General features: G+C 43.7%; 21 protein-coding genes. 11 read left to right on the top strand and 10 right to left on the bottom strand.

Annotated elements, in window-relative coordinates; genetic code table 11:
- Nucleotides 1-282: 282 nt before the first annotated feature.
- The 5 genes from ACIG3F_RS14220 to ACIG3F_RS14200 all read right to left on the bottom strand — a co-directional run bounded on the left by ACIG3F_RS14220 (nucleotide 283) and on the right by ACIG3F_RS14200 (nucleotide 3,422).
- Entirely contained in the window at nucleotides 283-507 is a 225-nt protein-coding gene (locus ACIG3F_RS14220; protein WP_396470361.1) for a hypothetical protein, read from the bottom strand.
- Nucleotides 508-586: 79 nt separating this feature from the next.
- On the bottom strand, nucleotides 587-1,120 hold the full coding sequence (locus ACIG3F_RS14215) for a gamma carbonic anhydrase family protein (RefSeq protein WP_253148504.1): 534 nt from the start codon (nucleotides 1,118-1,120) through the stop codon (nucleotides 587-589).
- Nucleotides 1,121-1,231: 111 nt separating this feature from the next.
- On the bottom strand, nucleotides 1,232-2,380 hold the full coding sequence (dacC, locus tag ACIG3F_RS14210; RefSeq protein WP_004646537.1) for a D-alanyl-D-alanine carboxypeptidase PBP5/6: 1,149 nt from the start codon (nucleotides 2,378-2,380) through the stop codon (nucleotides 1,232-1,234).
- 128 nt (nucleotides 2,381-2,508) lie between these two features.
- Nucleotides 2,509-2,889 carry an MCR_0457 family protein gene (locus ACIG3F_RS14205; protein WP_005104587.1) on the bottom strand — a complete coding sequence of 127 codons (381 nt, stop codon included), beginning with the start codon at nucleotides 2,887-2,889 and terminating at the stop codon, nucleotides 2,509-2,511.
- Nucleotides 2,890-3,050: 161 nt separating this feature from the next.
- Nucleotides 3,051-3,422, bottom strand: coding sequence for an MCR_0457 family protein (locus ACIG3F_RS14200; protein ID WP_004279733.1), 372 nt, complete (start codon nucleotides 3,420-3,422; stop codon nucleotides 3,051-3,053).
- Between the two features lie 111 nt (nucleotides 3,423-3,533).
- Between ACIG3F_RS14200 and surE the strand changes: the two genes are divergently transcribed.
- The 3 genes from surE to ACIG3F_RS14185 all read left to right on the top strand — a co-directional run bounded on the left by surE (nucleotide 3,534) and on the right by ACIG3F_RS14185 (nucleotide 6,268).
- Entirely contained in the window at nucleotides 3,534-4,322 is a 789-nt protein-coding gene (gene surE, locus ACIG3F_RS14195; protein ID WP_396470360.1) for a 5'/3'-nucleotidase SurE, read from the top strand.
- 94 nt (nucleotides 4,323-4,416) lie between these two features.
- Nucleotides 4,417-5,247 (top strand): peptidoglycan DD-metalloendopeptidase family protein, encoded by an 831-nt coding sequence (locus tag ACIG3F_RS14190; RefSeq protein ID WP_253100371.1) that lies wholly within the window; start codon nucleotides 4,417-4,419, stop codon nucleotides 5,245-5,247.
- A 91-nt stretch (nucleotides 5,248-5,338) separates the two neighbouring features.
- On the top strand, nucleotides 5,339-6,268 hold the full coding sequence (locus ACIG3F_RS14185) for a LysR family transcriptional regulator (protein WP_005246797.1): 930 nt from the start codon (nucleotides 5,339-5,341) through the stop codon (nucleotides 6,266-6,268).
- 59 nt (nucleotides 6,269-6,327) lie between these two features.
- On the opposite strand, the gene ACIG3F_RS14180 is transcribed toward ACIG3F_RS14185, so the two are convergent.
- A complete protein-coding gene (locus ACIG3F_RS14180; protein WP_005107358.1) occupies nucleotides 6,328-7,539 on the bottom strand; it encodes an aspartate aminotransferase family protein in 1,212 nt (403 codons plus the stop codon).
- Between the two features lie 160 nt (nucleotides 7,540-7,699).
- On the opposite strand from ACIG3F_RS14180, the gene grxD reads away from it, so the two are divergent.
- On the top strand, nucleotides 7,700-8,041 hold the full coding sequence (gene grxD, locus ACIG3F_RS14175; RefSeq protein WP_005104579.1) for a Grx4 family monothiol glutaredoxin: 342 nt from the start codon (nucleotides 7,700-7,702) through the stop codon (nucleotides 8,039-8,041).
- Between the two features lie 89 nt (nucleotides 8,042-8,130).
- On the opposite strand, the gene ACIG3F_RS14170 is transcribed toward grxD, so the two are convergent.
- Nucleotides 8,131-10,755, bottom strand: coding sequence for a Lon protease family protein (locus ACIG3F_RS14170; protein WP_396470359.1), 2,625 nt, complete (start codon nucleotides 10,753-10,755; stop codon nucleotides 8,131-8,133).
- Nucleotides 10,756-10,953: 198 nt separating this feature from the next.
- On the opposite strand from ACIG3F_RS14170, the gene ACIG3F_RS14165 reads away from it, so the two are divergent.
- The 4 genes from ACIG3F_RS14165 (at nucleotide 10,954) to rpmE (ending at nucleotide 15,070) form a co-directional block, all read left to right on the top strand.
- Complete coding sequence (locus tag ACIG3F_RS14165) at nucleotides 10,954-13,122, top strand: AmpG family muropeptide MFS transporter (RefSeq protein ID WP_396470358.1); 2,169 nt, start codon at nucleotides 10,954-10,956, stop codon at nucleotides 13,120-13,122.
- Between the two features lies 1 nt (nucleotide 13,123).
- Complete coding sequence (gene gloA / locus ACIG3F_RS14160) at nucleotides 13,124-13,525, top strand: lactoylglutathione lyase (protein WP_004279741.1); 402 nt, start codon at nucleotides 13,124-13,126, stop codon at nucleotides 13,523-13,525.
- Nucleotides 13,526-13,669: 144 nt separating this feature from the next.
- Nucleotides 13,670-14,650, top strand: a complete 981-nt coding sequence (locus tag ACIG3F_RS14155; RefSeq protein ID WP_396470357.1) for a bile acid:sodium symporter family protein — start codon at nucleotides 13,670-13,672, stop codon at nucleotides 14,648-14,650.
- Nucleotides 14,651-14,845: 195 nt separating this feature from the next.
- Nucleotides 14,846-15,070: a 50S ribosomal protein L31 gene (gene rpmE / locus ACIG3F_RS14150; RefSeq protein WP_004279743.1), complete on the top strand. Its 225-nt coding sequence runs from the start codon at nucleotides 14,846-14,848 to the stop codon at nucleotides 15,068-15,070.
- 98 nt (nucleotides 15,071-15,168) lie between these two features.
- Here the strand turns inward: rpmE and ACIG3F_RS14145 are convergent, their stop codons facing one another.
- From ACIG3F_RS14145 to epmB, 3 genes are read right to left on the bottom strand one after another with little or no spacing between them, the layout of a single operon-like run.
- Entirely contained in the window at nucleotides 15,169-17,334 is a 2,166-nt protein-coding gene (locus tag ACIG3F_RS14145) for an EAL domain-containing protein (protein WP_396470355.1), read from the bottom strand.
- Nucleotides 17,316-19,061 (bottom strand): GTPase, encoded by a 1,746-nt coding sequence (locus ACIG3F_RS14140; RefSeq protein ID WP_396470354.1) that lies wholly within the window; start codon nucleotides 19,059-19,061, stop codon nucleotides 17,316-17,318. The genes ACIG3F_RS14145 and ACIG3F_RS14140 overlap by 19 nt, the downstream gene beginning before the upstream one ends.
- Nucleotides 19,062-19,070: 9 nt before the next feature.
- On the bottom strand, nucleotides 19,071-20,093 hold the full coding sequence (gene epmB, locus ACIG3F_RS14135; protein WP_396470352.1) for an EF-P beta-lysylation protein EpmB: 1,023 nt from the start codon (nucleotides 20,091-20,093) through the stop codon (nucleotides 19,071-19,073).
- 382 nt (nucleotides 20,094-20,475) lie between these two features.
- Between epmB and efp the strand changes: the two genes are divergently transcribed.
- The 3 genes from efp (at nucleotide 20,476) to ACIG3F_RS14120 (ending at nucleotide 23,629) form a co-directional block, all read left to right on the top strand.
- Nucleotides 20,476-21,045, top strand: a complete 570-nt coding sequence (efp, locus tag ACIG3F_RS14130; RefSeq protein WP_004279747.1) for an elongation factor P — start codon at nucleotides 20,476-20,478, stop codon at nucleotides 21,043-21,045.
- Nucleotides 21,046-21,216: 171 nt separating this feature from the next.
- Complete coding sequence (locus ACIG3F_RS14125; protein WP_005246788.1) at nucleotides 21,217-23,316, top strand: carbon starvation CstA family protein; 2,100 nt, start codon at nucleotides 21,217-21,219, stop codon at nucleotides 23,314-23,316.
- A gap of 7 nt (nucleotides 23,317-23,323) precedes the next feature.
- Nucleotides 23,324-23,629 (top strand): YbdD/YjiX family protein, encoded by a 306-nt coding sequence (locus ACIG3F_RS14120; RefSeq protein WP_171054308.1) that lies wholly within the window; start codon nucleotides 23,324-23,326, stop codon nucleotides 23,627-23,629.
- Nucleotides 23,630-23,767 lie beyond the last annotated feature (138 nt).

The following is a 23,767-nucleotide window of genomic DNA, read 5'->3' as shown; positions in this document are numbered from 1 at the left end:
ACCAAGCGCTGGAATTCAGAATCTGAAAAACGATTTAATTTCTGATATTTCATGAAATCTATATTGAGGCAGTTTTTACTTTCGCAAGAGGTCTAGTAAACACTTTAGAAATATTTTTTATCATGTTCATGTATGATAAGTAGAATTAAAATATGCCTCTCTTTAAAAATTATTCAAAAAGAAACGTTCTTGATTGTAAATAATCTGCTTCGACATCTAATTCCAAAATAGTATCGCTTGAAATAATAGTCTTACACATCACTTCACCTGCTTTTTTATACTTTAAATATTCTTCTGAATTGAGGTGGTTAAAGTCGGCATTTTCTCAATGTGTTTTGTTTGGTCATTGAGCATAACTATATAATCACCAGTCTTTTCTTCTTTATGCAGGCGAGAGCCGAGAGAACCTAAAACCAGATAAATGCCCTCCATATGCGTTTTCCATGCCTGAATGAAAGCTTCCTTTGTCGCTGGTTTAATTTTGAAACGGTAAACCGCAATAAACATTTTAATCCTTCGAGTTATGCTTGTTTTAAAGCAAGAATTAAACCAAAGGATTAAAATAAAGAGATCTGTTTATTTTGATTTACCCAAGATAATTTCGAGAGACTTTCACATAATTTTGTGCAGAATATGGCAAGAATGCCATTTCTTTTTCAGTGAGCGGACGCGCTTTTTTGGCAGGGCTGCCCACATAGAGCCAACCACTTTCCAAAACTTTGCCCGGTGGAACTAGTGTACCTGCACCAATCATCACATCATCCGGAATGATGACATCATCCAGAATAATGCTGTTAATCCCGATTAATACGCGATTACCAATCGTACAACCATGCAATGTCACATGATGGCCAATCGTGACATCTTCACCAATGATCAAAGGCGAACCATTCGGTTTATCGGCTTTTTTATGACTGACATGCAACATGGCATGATCCTGAACATTCGAGTTTTTACCAATCCGGATCGAATTAACATCACCACGAATCACGGCAAAAGGCCAGACAGAGACATTTTCAGCCAAGACCACATCGCCGACCACGATTCCCATCGGATCGATATAACACGATTCATCAATTTGTGGAGTTGTGTCTAAATAAGAACGAATGTTTTGGCTCATGGTGATCTGCTCATTAAAAGTTTAAGGATCATGTGCATAGTATAAAATAAAAAGCACCCATCTGAATGAGTGCTTTGGTCTTAGTGCTAGACTAAAACAGTCTATTTAAACTTAGAACAAGTTTGAGAAGAATTGTTTAATGTGGTCGAGCATACGTGCGAAGAAACCAGCTTCTTCAACCGCGTTTAAAGCCACCAATGGTTTTTCTGAAATTACTTTACCATCCAGAGTCGCTACGTATTTACCTACGACCTGACCAGGCTGTAAAGGTGCAGTCAGTTTAGGCTGAACCACCAGCTGGGTTTTAATCGCGTTGGCCTGACCTTTCGGCATAGTCACATTAAAGTTTTCAGCAAGACCGATCTGAACTTCATCTTCCTTACCAAACCAGACTTTGGCTTTAGCAAGTACCTGTTTAGCCGGTTGAACATTTTTGGTTTCGAAGTTTGCATAACCCCAAGCCAACAATTCACGTGTTTGTGTCGCACGTTCCTGCATGGTAGGTGCACCAAAAATCACTGAAATCAGACGTGTAGGTCCACGTTTTGAAGAGGTAGTCAAACAATAACCGGCTTCATCGGTGTGGCCAGTTTTTAAACCATCTACACTCGGATCAGTATATAGCAGGGCATTACGGTTACCTTGCTTGATGCCATTAAAGGTAAATTCTTTTTCCGCATAAATCGGATAATACTTAGAACTGTCTTTAATGATGTGTTGTGCCAGCGTTGCCATATCTTTGGCAGTTGAATAATGACCTTCAGCCGGCATACCGGTTGAATTGATAAAGCTGGTATTGGTCATGCCAATACGTTTAGCTTCCTGGTTCATCATATGTGCAAAGGTACCCTCGTTCCCTGCAATATGTTCAGCCATGGCTTTCGATGCATCATTCCCTGATTGAATAATAATCCCGCGAAGCATTTCAAGTGCAGTTGCCGTACCATTTAAAGGTACATACATACATGATTCCGCGCTACTGCCGCGACACCATGCTGACTCGTTCATGCGCACTTGTTCATCTTCAGTGAGTTCACCGCTCAATAGTTTTTGTTCGATGATGTAGCTGGTCATCATCTTGGTCATTGAAGCAGGGGCTAATTTTTCATTTTCATTTTTTGAAGCGAGAAGTTGCCCTGTCTCGTAGTCCATTAGCACGTAGGATTTATTATTCAATTCTGGTGGTGCAGATAGGACAGTTGCTGCAAAGCTAAAACTAGGAACTAATAATAATGCAGCAAGGGCAGTTTTTTGGGTCATTTCTAGTGGGTTCCTATATCTTGATGTAAGCACGAAGAGCCTAGCATTTTAGGACAAAGCTAGGCTGACTTCTATGGGAAACCCGGTCTTATTTCAAAAGTATTGTAAGTTATCGGCAGAAAAGCAGCTTAATTGTTATAGGTGGTTAATTCATTACAAATCACCTGATTTTTTTTCTTGCCGGCTTTCTTGGCATCCGATTGTGCTTCGGCCAGAATATTGCGGAAATCGTTCTGTTTAGCCATCTGGTTTAAGCTTTCAACCGGATTACGCTGGCCCGGCATATACTCAGTCACCAGCTTGGTATAACCCTGATTAAACTGTGACTTGTCTTTGACCATGCTTGGACAGATTTCTGAAAGAACATAAATGGCTGCCAGTTCCTGTTTGGTCACTTGCTGAGTTGGGGTAACATTAATGTTTTCATCGGCTGCAAATGCAGAAGTTCCCAAAAGAGTGGCGGCAGAAATTGCGCAGAATGTTAAAGCTTGGAATATTGGATTTTTCATTGAAAACTCAAAAAATGGATTTAGAACAATAATTTGCCTAGCTTAAACTTATTTTTGAAATTGAAAAGTGGGAAAATGTAGCGAAGCTGTAGAATTATGAATAAATCTGTAAGAGAAAATAAGACGATGTTTACACCGTCTTATTTGAAAATTTAGCTGGCTTAGCCTTGGTAGTTCAGCATTTCTTCACAGACAGTTTTCTGCTCGTCTGAGCTGGTTTGCTTTGCACCCTGACGTGCTTCTTCAAGTAAAGATTTATATTCACTGTCTGCCTGTAGCTTTTGATAGCTCATGCCTTTATCTGAGTAGTCTGCAAGATAAGACTGGATCAATTGTTCAACGGTGCTGTTAAATTTTGGATTTTGACCAATGATTGCCGGGCAAACTTCAGCCATAACCTGTGCTGATGCAATATCTTCTTTTACAATGGTATTGTTTTCTTCAACAGTCAGATCGTTTGCCATGACTGAAGGGGAAATAAATGCTGCCAAGCTTAAAGTGAGAGCGCTAAATAAAGAGAATTTTTTAATCATCTTGAGCCACATATTATAAAGATGGATGTCGAGCAATAAATATATATAATTCCTGCACTAATACAATGAAATGTCCTAGTCAGTCATTTTTTAGCGTAACGAGATTTTTTAGTGAATATTTTAGTTTCAAATGATGATGGGGTGTTTGCACCCGGTATTCAGGCTTTGGCGCAAGCGCTAAAGCCTTTGGGGCGAGTGGTGATTGTGGCACCGGAAAGTGAACGCAGTGGCTTTTCTAGTGCCTTAACTTTGGACCGCCCTTTACGCCCAATCCAGATTTCTCCTGATGTCTGGGCGGTTAATGGGACGCCGGCAGATTGCGTTTACTTGGCTATGAACGGGCTATTTGATTTTGAATTTGACCTGGTGGTTAGCGGGATAAATAGCGGCGCAAATCTGGGAGATGATATCTTGTATTCCGGTACAGTCGGGGCGGCCTTTGAAGGTCGTTTAACTAAACATCCTGCGATTGCCGTATCACTGAGTGGGCCGAATGTACGTGGCTATCAGCAGCCTCAGGATTATCAGTTGGCCGCCGAATGGGTGCATGATTTTATTGCTCGTGGTTTGCCTGTTCTGCCTGAGCGACATATTTTTAATATCAATATTCCAGATGTAACTGAATTGCAGGGTGAAAAAGTGACATATCAAAGTCGCCGCCGTCAGTCTAAACCGGTGACGAGTCATGTAGATCCGCGTGGTCGTCAGGTATTTTGGATTGGACTCTCGGGAGAAGCAGTCGCAGAACCTAAGCCGGGATTTAGCGAGATTGATTCAGACTTCTCTGCGGTCGCCAATGGCTATGTCAGTATTACCCCGATTCAGATGGATGCCACCAATTATGAGAGTCTGCGGAATTTACAAACACAATTGGCAGAAAATGCGTCCTTAGTGTTATAACTTTGTGAAAAACTCGCGATTGCAAGTATATTGCCGTAAAACTTTGCTAATCTTAACGGAATTTTGCAACCGTATAGCATTAGAGAGGAAGATAATGTTCTTGGTGTTACCGAAATGTGTCGTAGCTTCGCCTGCAACCCTGATTAAAACCCTCGTTTTATCGACCGTTGTTATTTCTACAGGAGTAATTACCGGTTGTGCCACCAAACCCCAGGTGAATAATGCAACGCGTTATGCAACAGCTCCTGATTTCTATACGGTGCGTTCAGGAGATACATTGAGTGGGATTGCAGCACGTTATGGACTGAACTATATCAGTGTCGCAGAGATGAATGATATCAGTGCGCCGTACCGGATTTATGTCGGACAATCGATCCGCCTGAAAACCCATACTACGCGCCGTAGCACCAGCACCCAAGCAGTGACTCAGGCAGCGCCAATCCAGCGTCAAATAATTGCAGTGCCTACACCGGCACCGGTGACACCAGCAACGACAGTACAAACCACACCACGCGTCAGTACATCTGCACCTGTAACACCAGTATCTACTGCAGCAGGTCTACGTTGGGTAAAACCATCGAATGGCGCGATTCTTCAGCAATACAATTTAGCTTCTAATATCAAGGGAACCCGCTATAGTGGCAATGTCGGTGATCCGGTATTTGCAGCAGCAGACGGGCAGGTAGTGTATGCCGCTGATGGCCTGAAAGAATATGGCAATCTGGTGTTGGTAAAGCATATCAATGGCTATATCACCGCTTATGCACATAACAGTAAATTGAATGTGAAAAGTGGCCAAAATGTAACGGCTGGTCAAAAAATTGCAGAAATGGGATCGACTGGTACAAACCGTACCATGCTTGAGTTTCAGGTGCGCTTAGACGGCAAACCTATTAATCCTACTGCAGTTTTACCAAACAATTAAATAAATAATGCAAAGTGTAAATTTCGCCGTATAATACAATAAGTTGCTTTTATCAAATGATGAAGCACCTCATAAGTTTAGAGGGAAATTTATGTTAGATCAACTTCGAGCAATGGGTGTCTTTGCTTGCGTTGTGGAGAAGAACTCGTTTAGCGGTGCTGCCCGTGAATTAGGGATTACGACCAGCGCCGTCAGTCAACAAATTCGCTCGTTAGAACACGATATGGAAGTCGTACTTCTAAATCGTTCGACGAGAAAATTAAGTCTGACCGAAGCGGGACAAGCTTTTTTCCATAGCTGTCAAGAAATGTTATCTGCTGCTGAACGCGGTAAAGTCCGGATCAATGAATTACGTGATGATCTTGTGGGTGAGCTGCGTATCGTTTCTTTGCCAGAATTATGCGCGAATCATGTGATTCCTGCACTTTCTCATTGGATGGCTGCACATCGTGGCTTGGCAGTACATTTAGAAACAAACAATCATGAGGTTGATTTGTTGGATGGGCGGGTTGATATCGCCCTAAGATTTGAACAGAAAAATGATGAGCATAATCTTCAGGTTGTGCCATTGATACAGATTGAGCAAATTCTGGTGGCGACACCGAGTTATATTAATCAAAGCACTATTATTTCGAGACCTGATGACCTTAAAAATCATGAGGTCTTACCTTTGACACAGCTTAAAAACCATCAGTATTACCATTTTCAACATGTAAATACTGCAGAAAAAGCCGAATTTGAACTGAAATCCCGTTTCAGTACCAATAACGGTTTGGTTGCGAAATCGATGTGCTTGCAGGGCAATGGGATTGCCAAGGTTTTATATCTTGATGCTAAAAAGGATTTGCTTAACGGTACTTTAGTTGAAGTTCTGCCTGAATGGAGACTGCCACCGATTACACTGTATGCGGTTATTCCGAAACGTGAACAACAACCTACAAAAATTCTTCGTTGTCTTGATACCTTGAAACAATATTTTAGCCAGATCTCTGGCGGACGTATGTTACAAAACGCATCATAGAATGCAGAATAATAAAAAAGCCGCTTTAGAGCGGCTTTTTTAATTTTTAGGCTAGGACTTTATGCCAAATAAGCTTTGATCATTTTTACCAGACGTTCGATCAACTGGTCTGCCTGCTCCTGAGTAATATTCAGGGTAGGTAACAGACGAACGACATTGCCTGCAGTGACATTGATAATCATCTTGTATTCATCGCGTGCAATCGCAACCAGATCACCGCATTCTTTTGGTAATTCAATCCCGATCATCAGACCAAAACCACGTACGATGACATTTTGATCTGCCAGTTTGTTGCGTAGCTGGTCAACGATATAAGCACCTTTTTCAGCAGCATTCGCGACGATATTTTCTTTTTGCATAATATCGAGAATAGTATAGACCACACGCGAACCCAGTGCTGTACCGCTATAGGTAGAACCGTGATTTCCAGCAGTTAATACGCCGACACCACGACCTTGAGTCATCACTGCACCAATCGGGAAACCGTTTCCTAAGCCTTTGGCTGTGGTCAGTACATCCGGAATAATATTGGTGTGCTGGTAAGCAAAATATTTACCGGTACGGCCATTACCAGTTTGTACTTCGTCCAGCATCATCAGCCAGTTGTGCTGGTTACAGATATGACGGATTTCTTCTAAATAGCTGAAACCTTGAGGTGCGGTATTCACACCGCCTTCACCCTGAATAGGCTCAATCAAAATCGCTACGATATCCGGATGATTGATTGCAGCTTCTTCAATTGCTTCGATATCACCAAAAGGTACACGAATAAAACCTTCAACCAGCGGGCCAAAACCTTCTTGCACTTTTTTATTGCCTGTAGCAGACAGGGTGGCCATGGTACGACCATGGAAAGACTGGTCAGCGACAATAATTTTTGGTGAAGCAATGCCTTGCATATGACCAAATTTACGTGCAATTTTGATTGCACCTTCATTGGATTCTGCACCACTGTTTGAGAAGAATACTTCTTCCATGCCTGCAACTTCAGCCAGTTTTTGTGCGGCAGCAGTTTGCCAAGGCACTTCAAACAGGTTGCTGGTATGAATCAGGGTCGCTGCCTGTTCAGCAATCGCTTCGGCAATGACTGGATGCGCGTGTCCCAAACCACATACGGCAATGCCGGTTAATGCATCTAAATACTCTGTACCATCTTCGGTATAAAGATATGCACCTCGTCCTCGGACAAAGCTGATCGGTTGACGGCCAAAAACAGGCATCAAATGAGACGGTTGATCAGTTTGTACCGGTGCGAGGGTAATATTATTCATGACTAACTCTTAACTGTTAGGTGGAAAGAAAAACTTATATAAGCAAAAACCCGCTCAGATTTAAAGGGTAATTGTAAATAAAATTGGAATTATTGCTTTAGACATACTGTTTTGCCTGGATTTGGGTATAATGCGAGACAGATGAGTTGAGGATTTATCAATGACTGAACAAGCACGCGATACCGAAGCGTTAATTCGTGACCAAATTGCAAAACACGCAGTACTTCTTTACATGAAAGGCACACCGCAATTTCCACAATGTGGTTTTTCTGCACGTGCAGTAGAAGCACTCAGTCAAATTGGTCGTCCGTTTGCTTATGTAAACATTCTGGAAAACCAGGACATTCGCGCGATGTTACCACAAATCGCCAACTGGCCGACATTTCCACAGCTTTGGATCAATGGTGAGTTGATCGGCGGTAGTGATATCATGCTCGACATGTTCCAAAAAGGTGAATTAAAGCCTTTAGTTGAACAGTACAGCCCGGCAGTTGATGCTTAATTTTGTATTAAATTAAGTCCAGATGTGAAAAAGCGCTTCATTGAGAAGCGCTTTTTTTGTCTCTATTTTTGCTTAGGTCAAGGTCAGAGTTAATCCTCTGTCGCTGCATCCGGCTGTTCAACTGTCGAAACATCAGCTTCAACTTCAGTTTGTGGCTCGACGATTTGCTTCTTGTCTTTCTTCTTCTTTTTTTTCTTTTTCTTCGGTACTTCGACCAGTTCGGCACCATCTTCAATCGCTTGCCAATAATCCAGCTGTGCCATCACTGCGGCATAGATTGAATTTTTGCTATAGCGACCTTTTTTATCCAAGGTACCGACAGGACGCGCCATCAGGATTTCCAGTGCCTGATCAATAGTATCAATCGCGTGAATATGGAACTGGCCTTCTTCCACAGCAATGGTGACATCTTTACGCAGCATTAGATGTTGCATATTTTGCCGTGGGATAATTACACCTTGTTTTCCGGTCAAGCCTTGTAACTTGCAAGCATCAAAGAAACCTTCAATTTTGGCATTCACACCGCCTACCGGCTGTACTTGACCCAGCTGGTTCATGGAACCGGTAATGGCCCAGGACTGATCAATCGGTAACTGACTGATGGCAGATAGCAAGGCAGAAAGTTCCGCGACTGTGGCGCTGTCACCATCGACCTGACCATAACTTTGTTCGAACGCTAGCGCAGCAGAGAAGTGCAAGGTCTGTTCACGGCCAAAATGTGCTTTCAGGAAAGACGACATCAGCAACACGCCCTTGGCATGTAAGGAGCCACCGAGTTCGACACTGCGTTCGATATCCAGAATATCACCGCCACCTTGGTAAACCGAAGCAGTCAGACGTGAAGGCAGACCAAACTCAACATCAGCATAGTGAATGACGGACAGGGCATTGATTTGGCCCAGACGATGACCACGGGTTTCGATCAGTTGGGTACCACGGGTCAGATCCTGCCAGTACAGTTCACGTAAATAGCCAAGACGATATTTACGGTGATCCAGTGCGGTATTGATATGTTTTTCTGAAACCATCTTGTCACCGGCCTGGAAGGCATGATGATGTGCTTCACGAATCAGATCGCCCAGCGTCAGGGCATGTAATGACAATGAACTTTGATCTTCGGCCTGACGACTGGAATCTGTGAGCAATGCCGCCAAAGCGGAACGGTCAAAAGGCAGTAATTTATCGGATTGCACATAGTCGGCAATCAGCTGCATATAAGCCTGCTCGTTATCGTCATTACGTTGTAATGTATCGGTAAAATCAGCACGGATTTTAAAGATGCTGCCCAGCTCTGGTTCAAGCTCTAAAATTTCATAATAGATCTCAGGCTCAGCCAGCAAGATCACCTTGATATTCAGAGGAATTGAAGCAGGTTCGATTGAAATGCTGCCGGTCAGCGTGATCATATGCTCGAGCGAGGAAAGTTTTAAATGCCCCGATTTAAGCGCGCGCTTCAAGCCTTGCCATGCATACGGCTGTTCCAGCAATTGTTCCGCTTCCAGCATCAGGAAGCCACCGTTAGCCTTGTGCAAGGTACCTGGACGAATCAAAGTAAAGTCCGTGGTAATCGTACCATTTTGGGTCAGTTGTTCCACATGCCCCAATAAATTGTAATGCGTTGGAAAATCTTCAAAGATTACCGGTGCGCCACTGTTCGGCTTATGGGTAATAATCACATTGGCCTGATAACGTGCTGGAACGCGACTGAACAGTGCCGGAGTGAAATCGTCTTCTTCCTGTTCCAGCACAATTTCGACATTGTTGATAATGTCTTCGGCATAATATTTCAGGTAATGTTCCAGACCTTCCACATGTTTGAATTTTGCCAGAATCTGTTCGACTCGCGGTAAGACCACCTGCTTGGCGATATCGCGGTTCAGGATCTGTACGCGATCACGTGCATCATCTTCCAGATCACCCAGGTGCAAACCCAGACGTTCCAGTTTCTTGTCCATATAGCGCATGTTGGACGCCAGTTCAGCACGATCTTTATTGCTTAAGGCATTCAGATCTTCCTGAGACATTTCCTGCAATTTGTCATCAATCAGATGCACGGGGACAAAACAATGCTCATCATGTCGAGAGATCAGCTTCAGATCCAGTTCTGCACCTTCCTTGGTGAGTTCGATGAGCGCCTGCTGCTGTTCATCACCGGTTTCTTGGCGAATCATTTCAATGCGGTTGTGATAGGTCTCTGCAGTAAAACGGCGCTCAAGCTGTTTTAGAATGGTTTGCCAGCTTTGATTCAACATGGCTTGGAATTTTGGGCCCTGACCTGAGGGCAGTTCCAGCGCAATCGGCTGACGCTGGTTCTGAAAGTTATTGACGTACACCCAGTCATTCGGGGTTTCCATAGTTTTGGCGTGCTGCTGCAGCAAACGCTTCACCATGGTGCGTTTTCCGAGTCCTGCGGTACCGACGGCAAAAATGTTATAACCGGAATAAGGCAGGGCAATCCCGGCCTCAACTGAGGCGCGTGCGCGATCTTGGCCCAAAAAGTTATTCAGGGGCTTGATCCGTTTGGTTGACGCAGGAATTTTTTCTAGGTTTGGAATGTGCGTCAGCTGGGTGGATGTTAACCGGGTATGGTCCAGAGTATTTTTAATTTCGCTTTGTTCAAATGCAGAGATAAGTAAATCTGAGCGGATTTTTTGTGGAGTTGTGCTGGTGTTGCTGGCAATAGAAGAATTAATTTGATCGAGTCTCTGGGTCACTGTTGAAAATCCAAAACGAAATATTACGTTGATAGGAGTTAAGGTATACAGATTTACTTGAAAAATTCAAGCCAACATGTCGCTTTTGCCAGAAAATAAAAAACCGGAAATGTGATAAATATATAAATCTTGTTGAAAGATACGCTATTACAGGATTGAATAGCAGCAATTGGTTTTTCTGCGGAAAATAATAAAGCAATGACAACACAAACGACGGGTTGGAAATCCGCATTTACAGCATTTTTAGATCGACGTGCATTGATCATGCTGTTCTTGGGGTTTTCGGCTGGTGTGCCGATTCTTCTGATTTTTTCGAGTCTGTCTTTATGGTTAGGTGAGGCCGGAATCAGCAAAAGTGCAGTAACTTTCTTTAGCTGGGCCGCATTGGGCTATTCATTTAAATTCGTCTGGGCACCGCTCATTGATGAACTTCCTGTCCCATTTCTGACCAAGGCTCTGGGACGTCGTCGTGCCTGGTTGCTGATTGCGCAGATTCTGATTGTCTGTGCCATTTCCATTATGGCCTTTTCTGATCCGGCTTTGGGTGCAACACATTTACAGCAAATGGCGCTCGGTGCAGTCCTGCTTGGTTTCTCCGCAGCAACGCAGGATATTGTGATTGATGCCTACCGGATTGAGCTGGCGGAAACCCAGATGCAGACCGTATTAGCCTCTACCTATAATGCCGGTTACCGGATCGGGATGATTGTTGCTGGTGCTGGTGCATTGTTTCTTGCGGCCTATTTGGGAACAGCCAAAGGCAACTATATCTATGATGCCTGGAAATGGACCTATCTGGCGATGGCTGCTGTCATGCTGGTCGGTATTATCACCACACTGTCCATTCGGGAGCCGCAGGTTGACCGTGTGCGAAAACACTATGTGCGCAGTGATTATTTCCGTTTAGTCGCCGTATTTTTTGTGGCGGTGATCAGTTTTGTCTTGAGCTATATCTATTCGGGCAATCTGGTGGCCAGCATCACCGAACAATTCGCCATTCAAGATACCTTTGCCTTGTTCTGTTTTGAAGCTTTGCGCTTTGTTGGCTCGGGTGCAGTGGCCTTTGCGATTGGTGCAAGCTTGGTAAAAATGGGTGCGGTTAACAAGCAAATGGCCTATGAAACCTGGGTCAATCCGGTTGCAGATTTCTTTAAACGTTATGGCTTGAAACTGGCATTGGTGTTGTTATTGCTGATCGGTTTTTATCGGGTTTCCGATATTATTGCCGGCGTCATTTCCAATGTGTTCTATCAGGACCTGAATTTCAGTAAAGAACAGATTGCCGAGGCCGTTAAAGTCTATGGGGTGATTTTCTCTTTAGTCGGTGGTTTCCTTGGCGGGCTCTTGGCCCAGAAGATGAACATCATGAAACTGATGTTTGTCGGTGCCGTACTGGCCTGTTCTACCAACCTGATTTTTATCGGCCTGGTCAAGTCTGGTGAAAAACTGGCAGCTGTGGAAGTTAAAGCCGGTAATCAGGTTTATCAGGCAGAGACCGATGAAGTGGGTTACTGGAAGCTAGATGTACCGAGTGCAGTGCTGGCGCAGAGCAAACAGCTACAAGTGTCAGCCGCTTATCTTAATGCAGATAATACCAATCAAGCGCCAGTGCAGGTTAATATGCCATATTTGACCGCACAACAGGACAGCACCCAGTTACAGATCCTGCCGATCACCAGTGACAATACCCTCACTGTAGCTGAACAGGACAAGACCATTGTAGTGCGCGGCCAGTATGTCGGTAAAGCACTGCAAGAGAATCAAAAGATTGTGTTGCAAATCAACGATCAGAATATTGATGCAAAACTGGAAAGCGAAGGCGTATTTACTGCCGCGATTCCTGCACAACAACTGATTCAGTCACCTGCACATATTATCAGTGCCGTCCTGATGCAAGATGGTCAAGCACTACAGCAAACCATACATGTTTATCAGGTCAATGATCACTTGGCCAGTACCCAGAATCTGGATGTCGATATTCAGCCCTTAACAGTGGTGGATAGCAGCAGTTCAGATACAGTCGAAGTCAGTGGTAAGGTAATTAAACCTTATAGCGACAAGTGGCTTTATTTTGCTATTATTGTCGACAATCTGGCTGCTGGGCTGGCTGGTGCTGCGTTTATTGCATTCTTGTCGAGCTTGACCAGTGTGTCTTTTACCGCTGTTCAATATGCGATTTTTAGCTCACTCATGACTTTGACCCCTAAGATTTTAGGCGGATATTCGGGTACTATAGTCACCAATATCGGTTATCCGAATTTCTTCCTGATGACTACTCTAATCGGGATTCCGATCCTGATTCTGGTGGTTTGGGTCGCAAAACTGCTCGGTGAACACCAACAACAATCTGTACAGAAGGATGATTAATATGCGCATGCTGCATACCATGTTACGTGTAGGCAATTTAGAACAATCTCTCAAGTTCTATACTGAAGTACTTGGCATGACTTTGCTTCGTAAGCGTGATTACGAAGAAGGCCGTTTTACCCTGGCTTTTGTCGGTTATGGCGATGAAGAGAATCACACCGTACTGGAATTGACCCATAACTGGGATACAGACAGCTATGAACTGGGCAATGCTTATGGTCATATCGCGATTGCAGTTGATGATGCTTACAAGGCGTGTGAAGAGATTAAAGCGCGTGGCGGTAATGTGGTGCGTGAAGCTGGCCCAATGAAAGGTGGCGTGACTGTAATTGCATTTGTTGAAGATCCAGATGGCTACAAGATCGAGCTGATCCAGCAAGACAACAATGCACGTAATAACTAAGTGTGACGTAGCGAGATATATGAAATGCATTCATGTATAGATGAAAATATTACATCAATCTGAGTGCATAGCATGGGCCCGGCATCTGTTAAGATAGCCGGGCATTTTTATATCAAACAATAAAATCTGAGGGATTATAGGGATATGCTTAAGTTCTTGGCATTGGATCGGTTTACGATACTGTTGTTTGTGATGGTTTTGCTGGCCAGTGTGCTGCCAGTTTCGGGGCAGGCGGCTGAAGTCTTTGGCTGGGTAACGACAGGAGCGATTGCCATCCTGTTTTTCCTGCACGGCGCCAAACTGTCTCGTGAAGCCGTGGTGCAAGGCATTATGCACTGGAAATTGCATACTTTGGTTTTTGCGCTAACTTTTGCCCTGTTTCCAATTCTCGGACTTTTGGCCAAGCCGATTTTATTGCCAATGCTCGGACAGGAGCTGTATTGGGGTTTCCTGTTTATGTGTTTCCTGCCATCCACTGTGCAATCCTCGATCGCCTTTACTTCAGTGGCTCATGGCAATGTCGCCGGGGCGGTATGTAGTGCCTCTTTTTCCAATTTGATCGGGATGTTTATTACTCCGCTATTGGTAGCATTTTTTATTCTCGGTCAATCTGATCATGGTTTTGATCCGACTTCCTCGATTATCCAGATTACACTGCTGCTCTTGGTGCCATTTATTTTAGGGCAGATTCTGCGTCCATGGATCTATCCGAAAATGATGAAAATGCCAAAAATCGTCAAGGTCTTCGATCAAGGTTCTATTTTATTGGTGGTGTATGGAGCTTTTAGTAGCGCCGTAGTGGCCGGGTTGTGGAATGAAGTGAGCCTGAGTACCTTATTGTTGTTATTGCTGGCTTGTTCGGTGTTACTCACCATTGTGATGTTATTATCACTTTATATTCCACGCTGGCTGGGCTTTAGCCGCGCTGACCAAAAAACGGCATTCTTTTGTGGTTCCAAGAAAACCTTGGCCAGTGGAGTGCCGATGGCGCAAATTTTATTTATTGGCCAGCCGCTGGGCATGATTGTCCTGCCGATCATGATTTTTCATCAGATTCAGTTAATGGTCTGCGGGATTATTGCCAATCTGTGGGCCAAAGAGGCTGGATCGGAAGCTGAAGAATAATTCGCATATTGAATTCGTTTCACGTATAATAATGCCCACTTGTTGTGCTTAGCTCTGACGGTATCCGTCTCGGTGGGCCAAAAGAATGGTCTGTTGTGGTGTTGATCTGCATGAACGATGTTCCTGCTTCCTCATTTGAGAGTGATCAATAGCGATGACAGCTAAACCTTCTTGAATCTAATGGAGTAATCGACGATGCGCGCCGATATTCACCCAAAATATGAAACTTTAGTTGCTACTTGTTCATGTGGTAACGTAATCGAAACTCGTTCAGCTCTTGGTAAAGAAACTCTTTATCTAGACGTATGTTCAGCTTGCCACCCATTCTACACTGGTAAGCAAAAGAACGTTGACACTGGCGGTCGTATCGACAAGTTCAAACAACGTTTTGCTGGTATGTCACGTTCTGTTAAACGTTAATACCCAAAATGAAAAAACGGGCTTTAAGCCCGTTTTTTTGTGCCTACAATTTAGAAAATTATCATTGGATTTCCTAAATTGTAGGCTTGTACAAGATCTTAGTGATCCTGTACATCAATCAAATGATCAAGTTTTTTCTGGAAATAATTCCCTTGAATAAAGCGGGCATCCACGTTCCAGGCATTCGCGAACAGTGTCATATCATTTAATTCACGGATCAGGATATTGAGTGGCTTGATTTCATTATAGCTGGTGATTTTTTCCTGTAACTGCTCAATCTCGGTATCTTTATTGAGCATATTAGTTAAGCTCGAATGTAAGCTGACACCATCCAGTTCCAGTTCGCGCAGTAAATTTGGACTGTACATTGATTGACCAAAATCACGAAGTGCAATCAGCGCGCCATGTTCATGCAATACGCGTAGATATTTTTGTGCATCTTGCTGATTCAGTAAAATATCTTCTTCTGAGAATTGCAAGATTAGCGGATGCTTCACTTTACTGCGAATAATCGTAATCAGCTTGGAAATAAATTCCGGGAAGGTGCGGTCTTTAAATAGCACGGCACGGTTCAAATTAACAATTAAGCTTGCATCAGGATACTGGGTAATAAAGTTGTGTAGCTGTTTACTGGCTTCAACCAGAATCCAGCGATCCAGTTTAATGGACAGTTCATCATCTTCGTGAAGTTCTAAAAGGCTAGAAATATCCTGCCATTTATTCTCAAAAATAAAGCCACTGGTCACTTCATAGGTATATAAACGCGTATCTTCTTTATCATAGAGTTGCTGATACTTTAAATGGATCTCGCCACGTTCCAGACATTCACTTAAGGCTTTCAAAATAGAAGGTGTAGCGCTAGGAATAGACGTGACTGCTGGACTGATCGTTGCCACTGTTGAGCTGGCAACTGGTGTTTCAGCAACACTGAAATCTATACTTGGCATTTCTACCATGGCCGGACTGCTCAGTGATGCAGGAATATCGAGTTTAAATTCAGGTACAGCTTCTGCTTGAGGTAAAGATGTCGAGAATGCTTGTCCAATCAGCGTATTGCATTGCATTTCATCTTGCAAACCCTGTTCAAGCATGACATAGCCCAAGCGCAAATTTAGAGGGAATGACTTTGGTCCCACTGTAATGAGTTGCGGTTTGCTTAAGGCATTTAAACTGATCAGTTTGGATTCAAGAATTGCTTTAGAGTCTGCCTGGAACAGACCGACAACGACATCATATTCCAGTTTAAACAGGGGAATATGGGTCTGTTCCTTGAGGAATTCTTGGACTGCATCAAAGTACCCATTAAAAGTGGTCCAGTCAGACTGTAGAACTTCCGGATCATAAGCGCTAAAAGAGAAAGTGACTAAGGCATTCACCGGTGCAGACTGCTTACTAAGTTCACGTTTAAGTGACTGAAAAACGCTTGGTTTTCCAGGAATTTTCTCGGAGGAAACCGTTTTAGATTGAGTATCAATGCTAATTTGTACAGCATCTTCTTCAGCCGTTGAAGGCAAGAATTCCAGTTTTAATGGGTTAGATGCGGACACATGCGGATTCAGAGACTGGATCTCGACCCGACCTAAATCAAATTGACCCTGAGAAATTTTTTTGAAACGCGTTTTAAAATCATTCAAATCTGAAGGCTGGAGCAGATCTAGCAAAGGTAGGCCAATAATCTCATCTTCATTTTGCAAGCCAAACAGTTTCAGGTAGTCCGCATTGGCCTGAATATGAATTCCTTCCTGAATGGTGGCAACAGCACGGTTGCTGTCATCTACTAAAGATTGTGCCTGAATTTGAGCTGTTTCTAGCTCAGTCATTAAATGTTGCTGAGACTGTGACAAACGGCTAAATGACAATGCTCGAACCAGTCCCACATAAAAGCGTTCCAGGTAGTCAAAATTGAGAATGTCATAGATCCCTTTACGGATATATTGCGCATATTGTTCAGCCTGGTAATCATCCGGTTTAAGCAAAATCATCGGCAGATTAGGCTGCTGCGAAAGGCGCACCAAACTTAAGGCCTGTTCATATTTCAGGTCGTAGGCACGTCCAAAAATAATCAGATCCCAGTTGAAATTTAATTGTTTTTCAAAAGATTGCAGATCATCTAGCAGAACAGCATCCACCTGATAATCATTACTGGTCAGCAGATCACGGATTTGGTTATATCTAATTTGATTATCATCAATAATCAGTAAACGTGTTTCAGTACGTTTTAACTTTTTAGACAATAATGGATTTCTCACTTCAATGCTTCCCATAAATCATGATTTCTGCTTTCATTCATGTGCTGATCGATAAAGTTTTCGATCATCTCTTCTTCCTGATCATTCAATAATTCATAATCAAAACGGATGAAACTCTGCGTAATCAGTTGTGCTTTGGTCAGATAGATTTTGAGTTCTTCCTGACCGAGACGTAAATGAATGGTTTGTTTTTCCCTAAACATCTGTGAACCAGAGACAATCAGGCTGGTCGAGACCTGATCCAGTTGCGTCATTTTCACCAGGAGTGCGGGTTGATAGTTGACATGATGACGTTCGGTACGGGCATAGGCCGCACAAGGAAAGAGTTCTTGTGCCAGAATTTCTAGTCCGATTTCTAGGCTCTTGTCAGTGGACTGCTTGATCCAGCGAATCACACCGCCACGCCACTGGCTCTGGGTTTTTTCCTGAACCAGAATAAATTCACCAGTTTTTAAATTGGCAGGTGTAATACCAGTCCATTTAATCCGGTAACCATTGACACTAATATCCAGAACTTCAGCGCTATGAATCTGTTTCGTTTCGCGATCGAGCGCCTTGATACTGCTAAAGGCACTTGGAATCGTATTTTCCATCGAGCTGACAAAACTGCTTTCGCTCTGGAAATTATAATTGGCATCGAGTTCCAGGGTTTCATTGAAGTTTTTACCTTTAGACAGGTAAAAATGCGCCACGCTCAAGCCAAAGCAGATATTGATCTGTGCTGAATATTCATAACGTTCATGACGACGCTCGACATTGTTCGAGAGCAGATTGTAGATATGAAAATGCAGTGCAGGGGTCAGGAACAGTTTTTCATTCCGCGACAGATACTGGGCATTTTTGCTTTGAGTGCCCGTTAAATGATCCATCAGGTTCTGGGTGGAAATATAGAAGCTCGGCTGAAATTGTGCCTCTTGATGGGTGTTAAAGATCGGCGGATGATCTTTGCTGGCATCGACCACATAACGGGACAGCGTGGTTTCCTTCGGCAGGATCTGTACCAGTTTGGCCCAGTCAAAACTGCATAGATACAGGCCCTGAATTTCTGCAGGCCGGATCTGATGAGTATTGAAGATATCCAGTAAAATCAGCTGTGCATAGGCATGTGCAATGTTCTGGATCTCATGCTGGGTGCCTAATACCTGATTGATATTGCTTTGATAGAAATTGTTGTCTATTGCACATTCAAGCAGTTGATGGGCAGCCAGCCATTGTCCCAGACCTGGCGTGCTATACAACATATGCTGTTGATATAACAGAAGTGTGAGTTGTTGCAGGGCATAATAAATCGATACCATCCGGGCAGTTTGAATGCTCTTCTTTTTGCCTAGAGAAAATAGCGAAAACTTCTGATGGGTCAGCTGATGATTACAGCGTTTGACGATATCAATATAAATTTTGGCAAAATGACTGCGCAGCAGCATGGCCAGTTCAATGATCTGGTCATTTCGGTCGGAAGTGATCAGGCCCTGATTGACGAAATGCTTTTCCAGACTGGTCAGGACATTTTCAAGGGTGGGATGCAAGACCTGAATCAGGTCAAAGCGCAGGGTTTCTGGACATTTCAGCTCGGAAATTTCCAATAAGGCATTAAACAGGGATTTGGATGAATTCCCCAGCTGTAGAATCGAAATCCCCGCAACCCATTCCTGCAAAGCCTTAGCAGTGGTTGGGCAAAAGCTCAACTGCTCTCGTTTAAGTTCCGTCGGTGTCTGAAAAATGTCTGAAGTATGCGTGCTCATCTTTATTATTTAACTCAAAAATGTTGAAACCCCAAAAAGCGGTGTCTTATTCTTCTCGCCCGCTATTTCTCGAACCAGTTTAGGAACCAAATACCCCGGCAGGTTCGCTAAAACTTCTGTATAAATCTCATTAATATGGTCAGGCGCTAAATCAAAATGATGCGCACCTTTTACTTTATCAAGTACATGTAAATAATAAGGCATGACCCCGGCATCAAACAAGCGATAGCTTAAATCTACTAAAACCTGAGCAGAATCATTCACCCCGTTTAATAAAACCGCCTGATTCAGAACGGTGATCTGCTGTTGAACCAGTTGGTTTAAACGCTTGCAAGTGAAGTCATCCAGCTCCGATGCATGGTTTGAGTGTACCACCAGAATAATACGTAGCCTACTGTTTTTTAACATGCTAAGTAACTCTTCGTCGACTCGGTTGGGGATCACAATAGGAACTCGTGAATGTATTCTTAAGAATTTGAGATGTGGTACTGATTCCAGTCGTTCAATCCAGGTTTTTAATTTTCGGTTCGATAAGGTCAGTGGATCACCGCCACTCAAAATCACTTCATTAATATCGGGTTGGCTTTCCAGATATTGCTTGATATTTATCCAGTCTTCATTTTTAGGCAGATTTTCCTGATAGGGAAAATGCCGGCGGAAACAATAACGGCAATGGACAGCACAGGCACCAGTCAGTGTCAGCAAGAAACGGGATTTATATTTGTGCAGTACGCCAGGTTGCTGATTGGCCTGTTCTTCGCCCAAGGGATCAGTGACAAATCCCGGATGCTCTTCCAGTTCCAGATGATGGGGCAGCACTTGTAAAAGCAGGGGGTCTAAAGGGTTTCCGGCCTGCATTTTGCCCACAAAAGCACGTGGTACGCGCAGTTTAAACTGTTCAGAAGCTAAAATGGCGCCTGAGAGAAGCTGTTCAGGTGCGAGTTGCAGTACTTCAAGCAGTTCGCGTGGATCAGTGATCAGGTCGCTGAGCTGTGATTGCCAGTTTTGTTCTTGATATAAATAGTTCGTCATGCCGGAAGATTAACAATAATAAGTGAGAGGAAAAAGCCTGATGGGCGCAGTTTAACAGTTTGTGCGGAAGCGCAATAATCCACTGCGCTATAAAATAAAGAGTGATTAAGCTATGCTGATCTTCGTGCTCGCCTGATGGTATTTTAACGTTGAGCAAGACATGAATAAACAAAGGATTTTCATGTCTGATTGTAACTTAAACATCCTGAGTGGGTGAAAGCGGATTTTTTCATTGCGGCAAAGTGTATTGCTCATTTAGAATACGCAACATCAAATGAATGTGCATGTGGCAACTCAATGTTCGTGTCAGACTTGCTAAATGACATCGCAACAGCCCATAGCATCAATAGATTAAAGTTAGTAAGTTTGGAGTGCGCCAGTCATGGCCTATTATTCTACGAATGATTTCAAGTCAGGCCTTAAGGTTATGCTTGATGGCAACCCATGTTCAATCATGGAAAACGAATACGTAAAACCAGGTAAAGGCCAAGCTTTTAACCGCGTAAAATTACGTAACCTTAAATCAGGTAAAGTTCTGGAAAAAACTTTCAAATCAGGCGAGAACCTAGAAGCGGCTGATATCGTTGAAGTAGAAATGGAATACTTGTACAACGATGGCGAAATGTGGAACTTCATGGATCCTGTTACCTTTGAACAGATCGCAGCTGATAAAACAGCGATGAGCGATGCTGCAAAATGGTTAAAAGACGATTCAAATGAAAAATGTACCATCATGTTGTTCAATGGCGTGCCTTTAAACGTGACTCCACCGAACTTCGTCGTACTTAAAATCGTTGAAACTGATCCAGGTGTTCGTGGTGATACTTCTGGCGGTGGCGGTAAGCCAGCGAAACTTGAAACAGGTGCTGTAGTACGTGTTCCATTATTCGTACAGCAAGAAGAAAGCGTTCGTGTAGATACCCGTACTGGTGACTATTTAGAACGTGCATAATGGTTTGAAAATAGACTATTATCGAGAGGGATGATTTAAATCATCCCTTTTTTTATGCCAAAGTCTTAGAGGAAAAGCAAAAGAACAGGCGTAAAGTCGCAAGGGAAAACAGCAGTACCTCGAACAACAACAATCACGCTGATTTGTATGCATCACAATATGAGGGATTGAATGGAAACTTTACAAAAGAAGTCGACGCTGACTTCGAAAATGATTTGGCTTTTGGTAGCCATTGTGGGTGCAGTCTCTTTTGGAGTTCTAGCACTGAGTCGGGGTGAGCATGTCAATGCAGTCTGGCTGGTACTTGCCGCCGCCTGTGTCTATAGCATTGCTTACCGTTTCTACAGTTTGTTTATCGCCACCAAAGTATTTGAGCTGAATGAACGCCGTTTAACGCCTGCGCATCGTCTGGCCGATGGTCTAGACTATGTGCCGACCAACAAAAGCGTTCTGTTTGGCCATCACTTTGCAGCGATTGCCGGTGCAGGTCCTTTAGTCGGTCCGATCTTGGCAGCACAAATGGGCTATTTACCCGGTACGATCTGGCTGTTAGTCGGTGTGGTGCTTGCCGGTGCAGTCCAGGATTTTCTGGTACTGTTTATTTCCACCCGTCGTGACGGTCGATCACTCGGTGAGATGGCCAAGCAGGAACTCGGAACCTTTGCCGGTATTATCGTGATGCTCGGTGCCTTGGGCGTGATGATCATCATTCTGGCAGTATTGGCGCTAGTCGTTGTTAAAGCACTGACTAACAGTCCATGGGGTGTATTCAGTATTGCAGCCACCATTCCGATTGCGATCTTTATGGGCATCTACATGCGTTTTATCCGCCCGGGTAAAATTGCTGAAGTCTCGATTATTGGTTTTGTCTTGATGATGCTGGGCATTATCTACGGTGAAAACATCGCACAACATCCATATTGGGGTCCGTTCTTTACGCTTTCTGGCACTGAACTCACTTGGGCACTGATCATTTATGGTTTCATTGCATCGGTACTGCCAGTCTGGCTATTGCTTGCTCCACGTGATTATCTGTCGACCTTCCTGAAAATTGGCGTGATTGCAGGTTTGGCCGTGGGTATCCTGTTTGCCATGCCTGAAATGAAACTGCCAGCGATTACCAAATTCATTGATGGGACTGGTCCTGTATTCGCAGGTTCTATGTTCCCATTCCTGTTCATTACTATTGCGTGTGGTGCGATTTCCGGTTTCCATGCCTTGGTTTCTTCAGGGACGACACCGAAACTGGTCAACAACGAACGCGATATCCGTATGATCGGTTATGGCGGTATGTTGATGGAATCTTTTGTAGCGATCATGGCTTTGATCTGTGCTGCAATTCTGGATCCAGGAATTTATTTTGCGATTAACTCACCAGCAGCCTTGCTCGGTACTACCGCAGAAAGCGCAGCAGAAGCAGTGCGAACCCTTGGTTTTGTGGTAACGCCTGAAGCCTTGACTTTACTGGCACAGGAAGTGGGTGAGAACTCGATTCTGTCGCGTACTGGTGGTGCGCCAACTTTTGCAATTGGTATGGCACATATCATTACGGAAATTTTCAATAGCCGTGAAATGATGGCGTTCTGGTATCACTTTGCGATTCTGTTTGAAGCATTATTCATCCTGACTGCTGTAGATGCCGGTACGCGTGCCTGTCGTTTCATGGTGCAGGATACTGTGGGTATTGTGATTCCTGCGGTGAAACAATCGCATAATTTCTTTGGAAACCTGTTGGGTACTGCGGTTGCGGTGGCAGGCTGGGGCTTCTTCGTGTATCAGGGCGTGGTCGATCCACTCGGTGGGATTAACAGCTTATGGCCGCTGTTTGGTATTGGTAACCAGATTTTGGCTGCGATGGCGCTCATTCTCGGTACTGTCATTCTGTTCAAGATGAAAAAACAGAAATATGTCTGGGTCACGATTATCCCGACAGTGTTCCTGTTCATCACTTCCATGACAGCAGGCTGGCAGAAGATTTTCCACGAAAATCCAAAGATTGGTTTCCTTGCGCAAGCTGATCGTTTCAATACGGCCATTGCCAATAATGAAATCCTAGCGCCAGCGAAAACTGTGGCAGAAATGCAGACGGTAGCAATGTCAAACCAGATCAATGCTGCACTCTGTGCTTTCTTTATGATCGTAGCCTTTGTCATGTTGTTTGCTGCAATTCGCGTGATTCGTCGTGCATTGGCAAATCCTGAGCCATCTGTGCATGAAGCAGAAGCGATTTATCGCGATCCTGAAGAGATTCAGCCAGCGAAAGGTCATTAAGGGGAATATTATGAATCTGAAGTTTGCCAAAAGCGGGAAAACGATGATTTATAAAATCATCAAAATGACCGTGATGTCACAAAAGGATTTAATCCTGAATCCGAAAAACTGGTCGCGGATTGCGACCTTGTGGCAACGTTTGCAGCAAAGTTTCCGTTTGATGGTCGGTGTGCCTGATTACCAGACTTATGTGGAACATATGCGCAAGCATCATCCGGATCTGGAAGCCATGGACCCGAAAACATTTTATCGTCATTGTGTGGATTCCCGGTATCCATCTGCGGGCGGTGATATGAAGAAGTGTCCGTGTTAATTGTTAAGTCATAATAAGCGCCTTTCGGGGCGCTTTTTTATTGCTTAGATTCTCAAATGAAGTGCAACAGAGATTAAATTATTGGAAGGAAGCAAGATGAGCTAGCATTTTGCTTCCGACCGACCAAAGTCAAAGTTG

The organism is Acinetobacter sp. NPDC052428 (assembly GCF_044547685.1).
Classification (GTDB): Bacteria; Pseudomonadota; Gammaproteobacteria; order Pseudomonadales; family Moraxellaceae; genus Acinetobacter; species Acinetobacter lwoffii_G.
Note: the sequence above shows the minus strand (reverse complement) of the source record. Positions and strands in the feature narration are given on the sequence as shown.

Bases quoted from the DNA above. Each gene is read 5' to 3' on its own strand.
- ACIG3F_RS14220 (WP_396470361.1), bottom strand. From the start codon at position 507: ATGTTTATTGCGGTTTACCGTTTCAAAATTAAACCAGCGACAAAGGAA.
- ACIG3F_RS14215 (WP_253148504.1), bottom strand. From the start codon at position 1,120: ATGAGCCAAAACATTCGTTCTTATTTAGACACAACTCCACAAATTGAT.
- dacC (WP_004646537.1), bottom strand. From the start codon at position 2,380: ATGACCCAAAAAACTGCCCTTGCTGCATTATTATTAGTTCCTAGTTTT.
- ACIG3F_RS14205 (WP_005104587.1), bottom strand. From the start codon at position 2,889: ATGAAAAATCCAATATTCCAAGCTTTAACATTCTGCGCAATTTCTGCC.
- ACIG3F_RS14200 (WP_004279733.1), bottom strand. From the start codon at position 3,422: ATGATTAAAAAATTCTCTTTATTTAGCGCTCTCACTTTAAGCTTGGCA.
- ACIG3F_RS14190 (WP_253100371.1), top strand. From the start codon at position 4,417: ATGTTCTTGGTGTTACCGAAATGTGTCGTAGCTTCGCCTGCAACCCTG.
- ACIG3F_RS14185 (WP_005246797.1), top strand. From the start codon at position 5,339: ATGTTAGATCAACTTCGAGCAATGGGTGTCTTTGCTTGCGTTGTGGAG.
- ACIG3F_RS14180 (WP_005107358.1), bottom strand. From the start codon at position 7,539: ATGAATAATATTACCCTCGCACCGGTACAAACTGATCAACCGTCTCAT.
- grxD (WP_005104579.1), top strand. From the start codon at position 7,700: ATGACTGAACAAGCACGCGATACCGAAGCGTTAATTCGTGACCAAATT.
- ACIG3F_RS14165 (WP_396470358.1), top strand. From the start codon at position 10,954: ATGACAACACAAACGACGGGTTGGAAATCCGCATTTACAGCATTTTTA.
- gloA (WP_004279741.1), top strand. From the start codon at position 13,124: ATGCGCATGCTGCATACCATGTTACGTGTAGGCAATTTAGAACAATCT.
- ACIG3F_RS14155 (WP_396470357.1), top strand. From the start codon at position 13,670: ATGCTTAAGTTCTTGGCATTGGATCGGTTTACGATACTGTTGTTTGTG.
- rpmE (WP_004279743.1), top strand. From the start codon at position 14,846: ATGCGCGCCGATATTCACCCAAAATATGAAACTTTAGTTGCTACTTGT.
- ACIG3F_RS14145 (WP_396470355.1), bottom strand. From the start codon at position 17,334: ATGGGAAGCATTGAAGTGAGAAATCCATTATTGTCTAAAAAGTTAAAA.
- ACIG3F_RS14140 (WP_396470354.1), bottom strand. From the start codon at position 19,061: ATGAGCACGCATACTTCAGACATTTTTCAGACACCGACGGAACTTAAA.
- epmB (WP_396470352.1), bottom strand. From the start codon at position 20,093: ATGACGAACTATTTATATCAAGAACAAAACTGGCAATCACAGCTCAGC.
- efp (WP_004279747.1), top strand. From the start codon at position 20,476: ATGGCCTATTATTCTACGAATGATTTCAAGTCAGGCCTTAAGGTTATG.
- ACIG3F_RS14125 (WP_005246788.1), top strand. From the start codon at position 21,217: ATGGAAACTTTACAAAAGAAGTCGACGCTGACTTCGAAAATGATTTGG.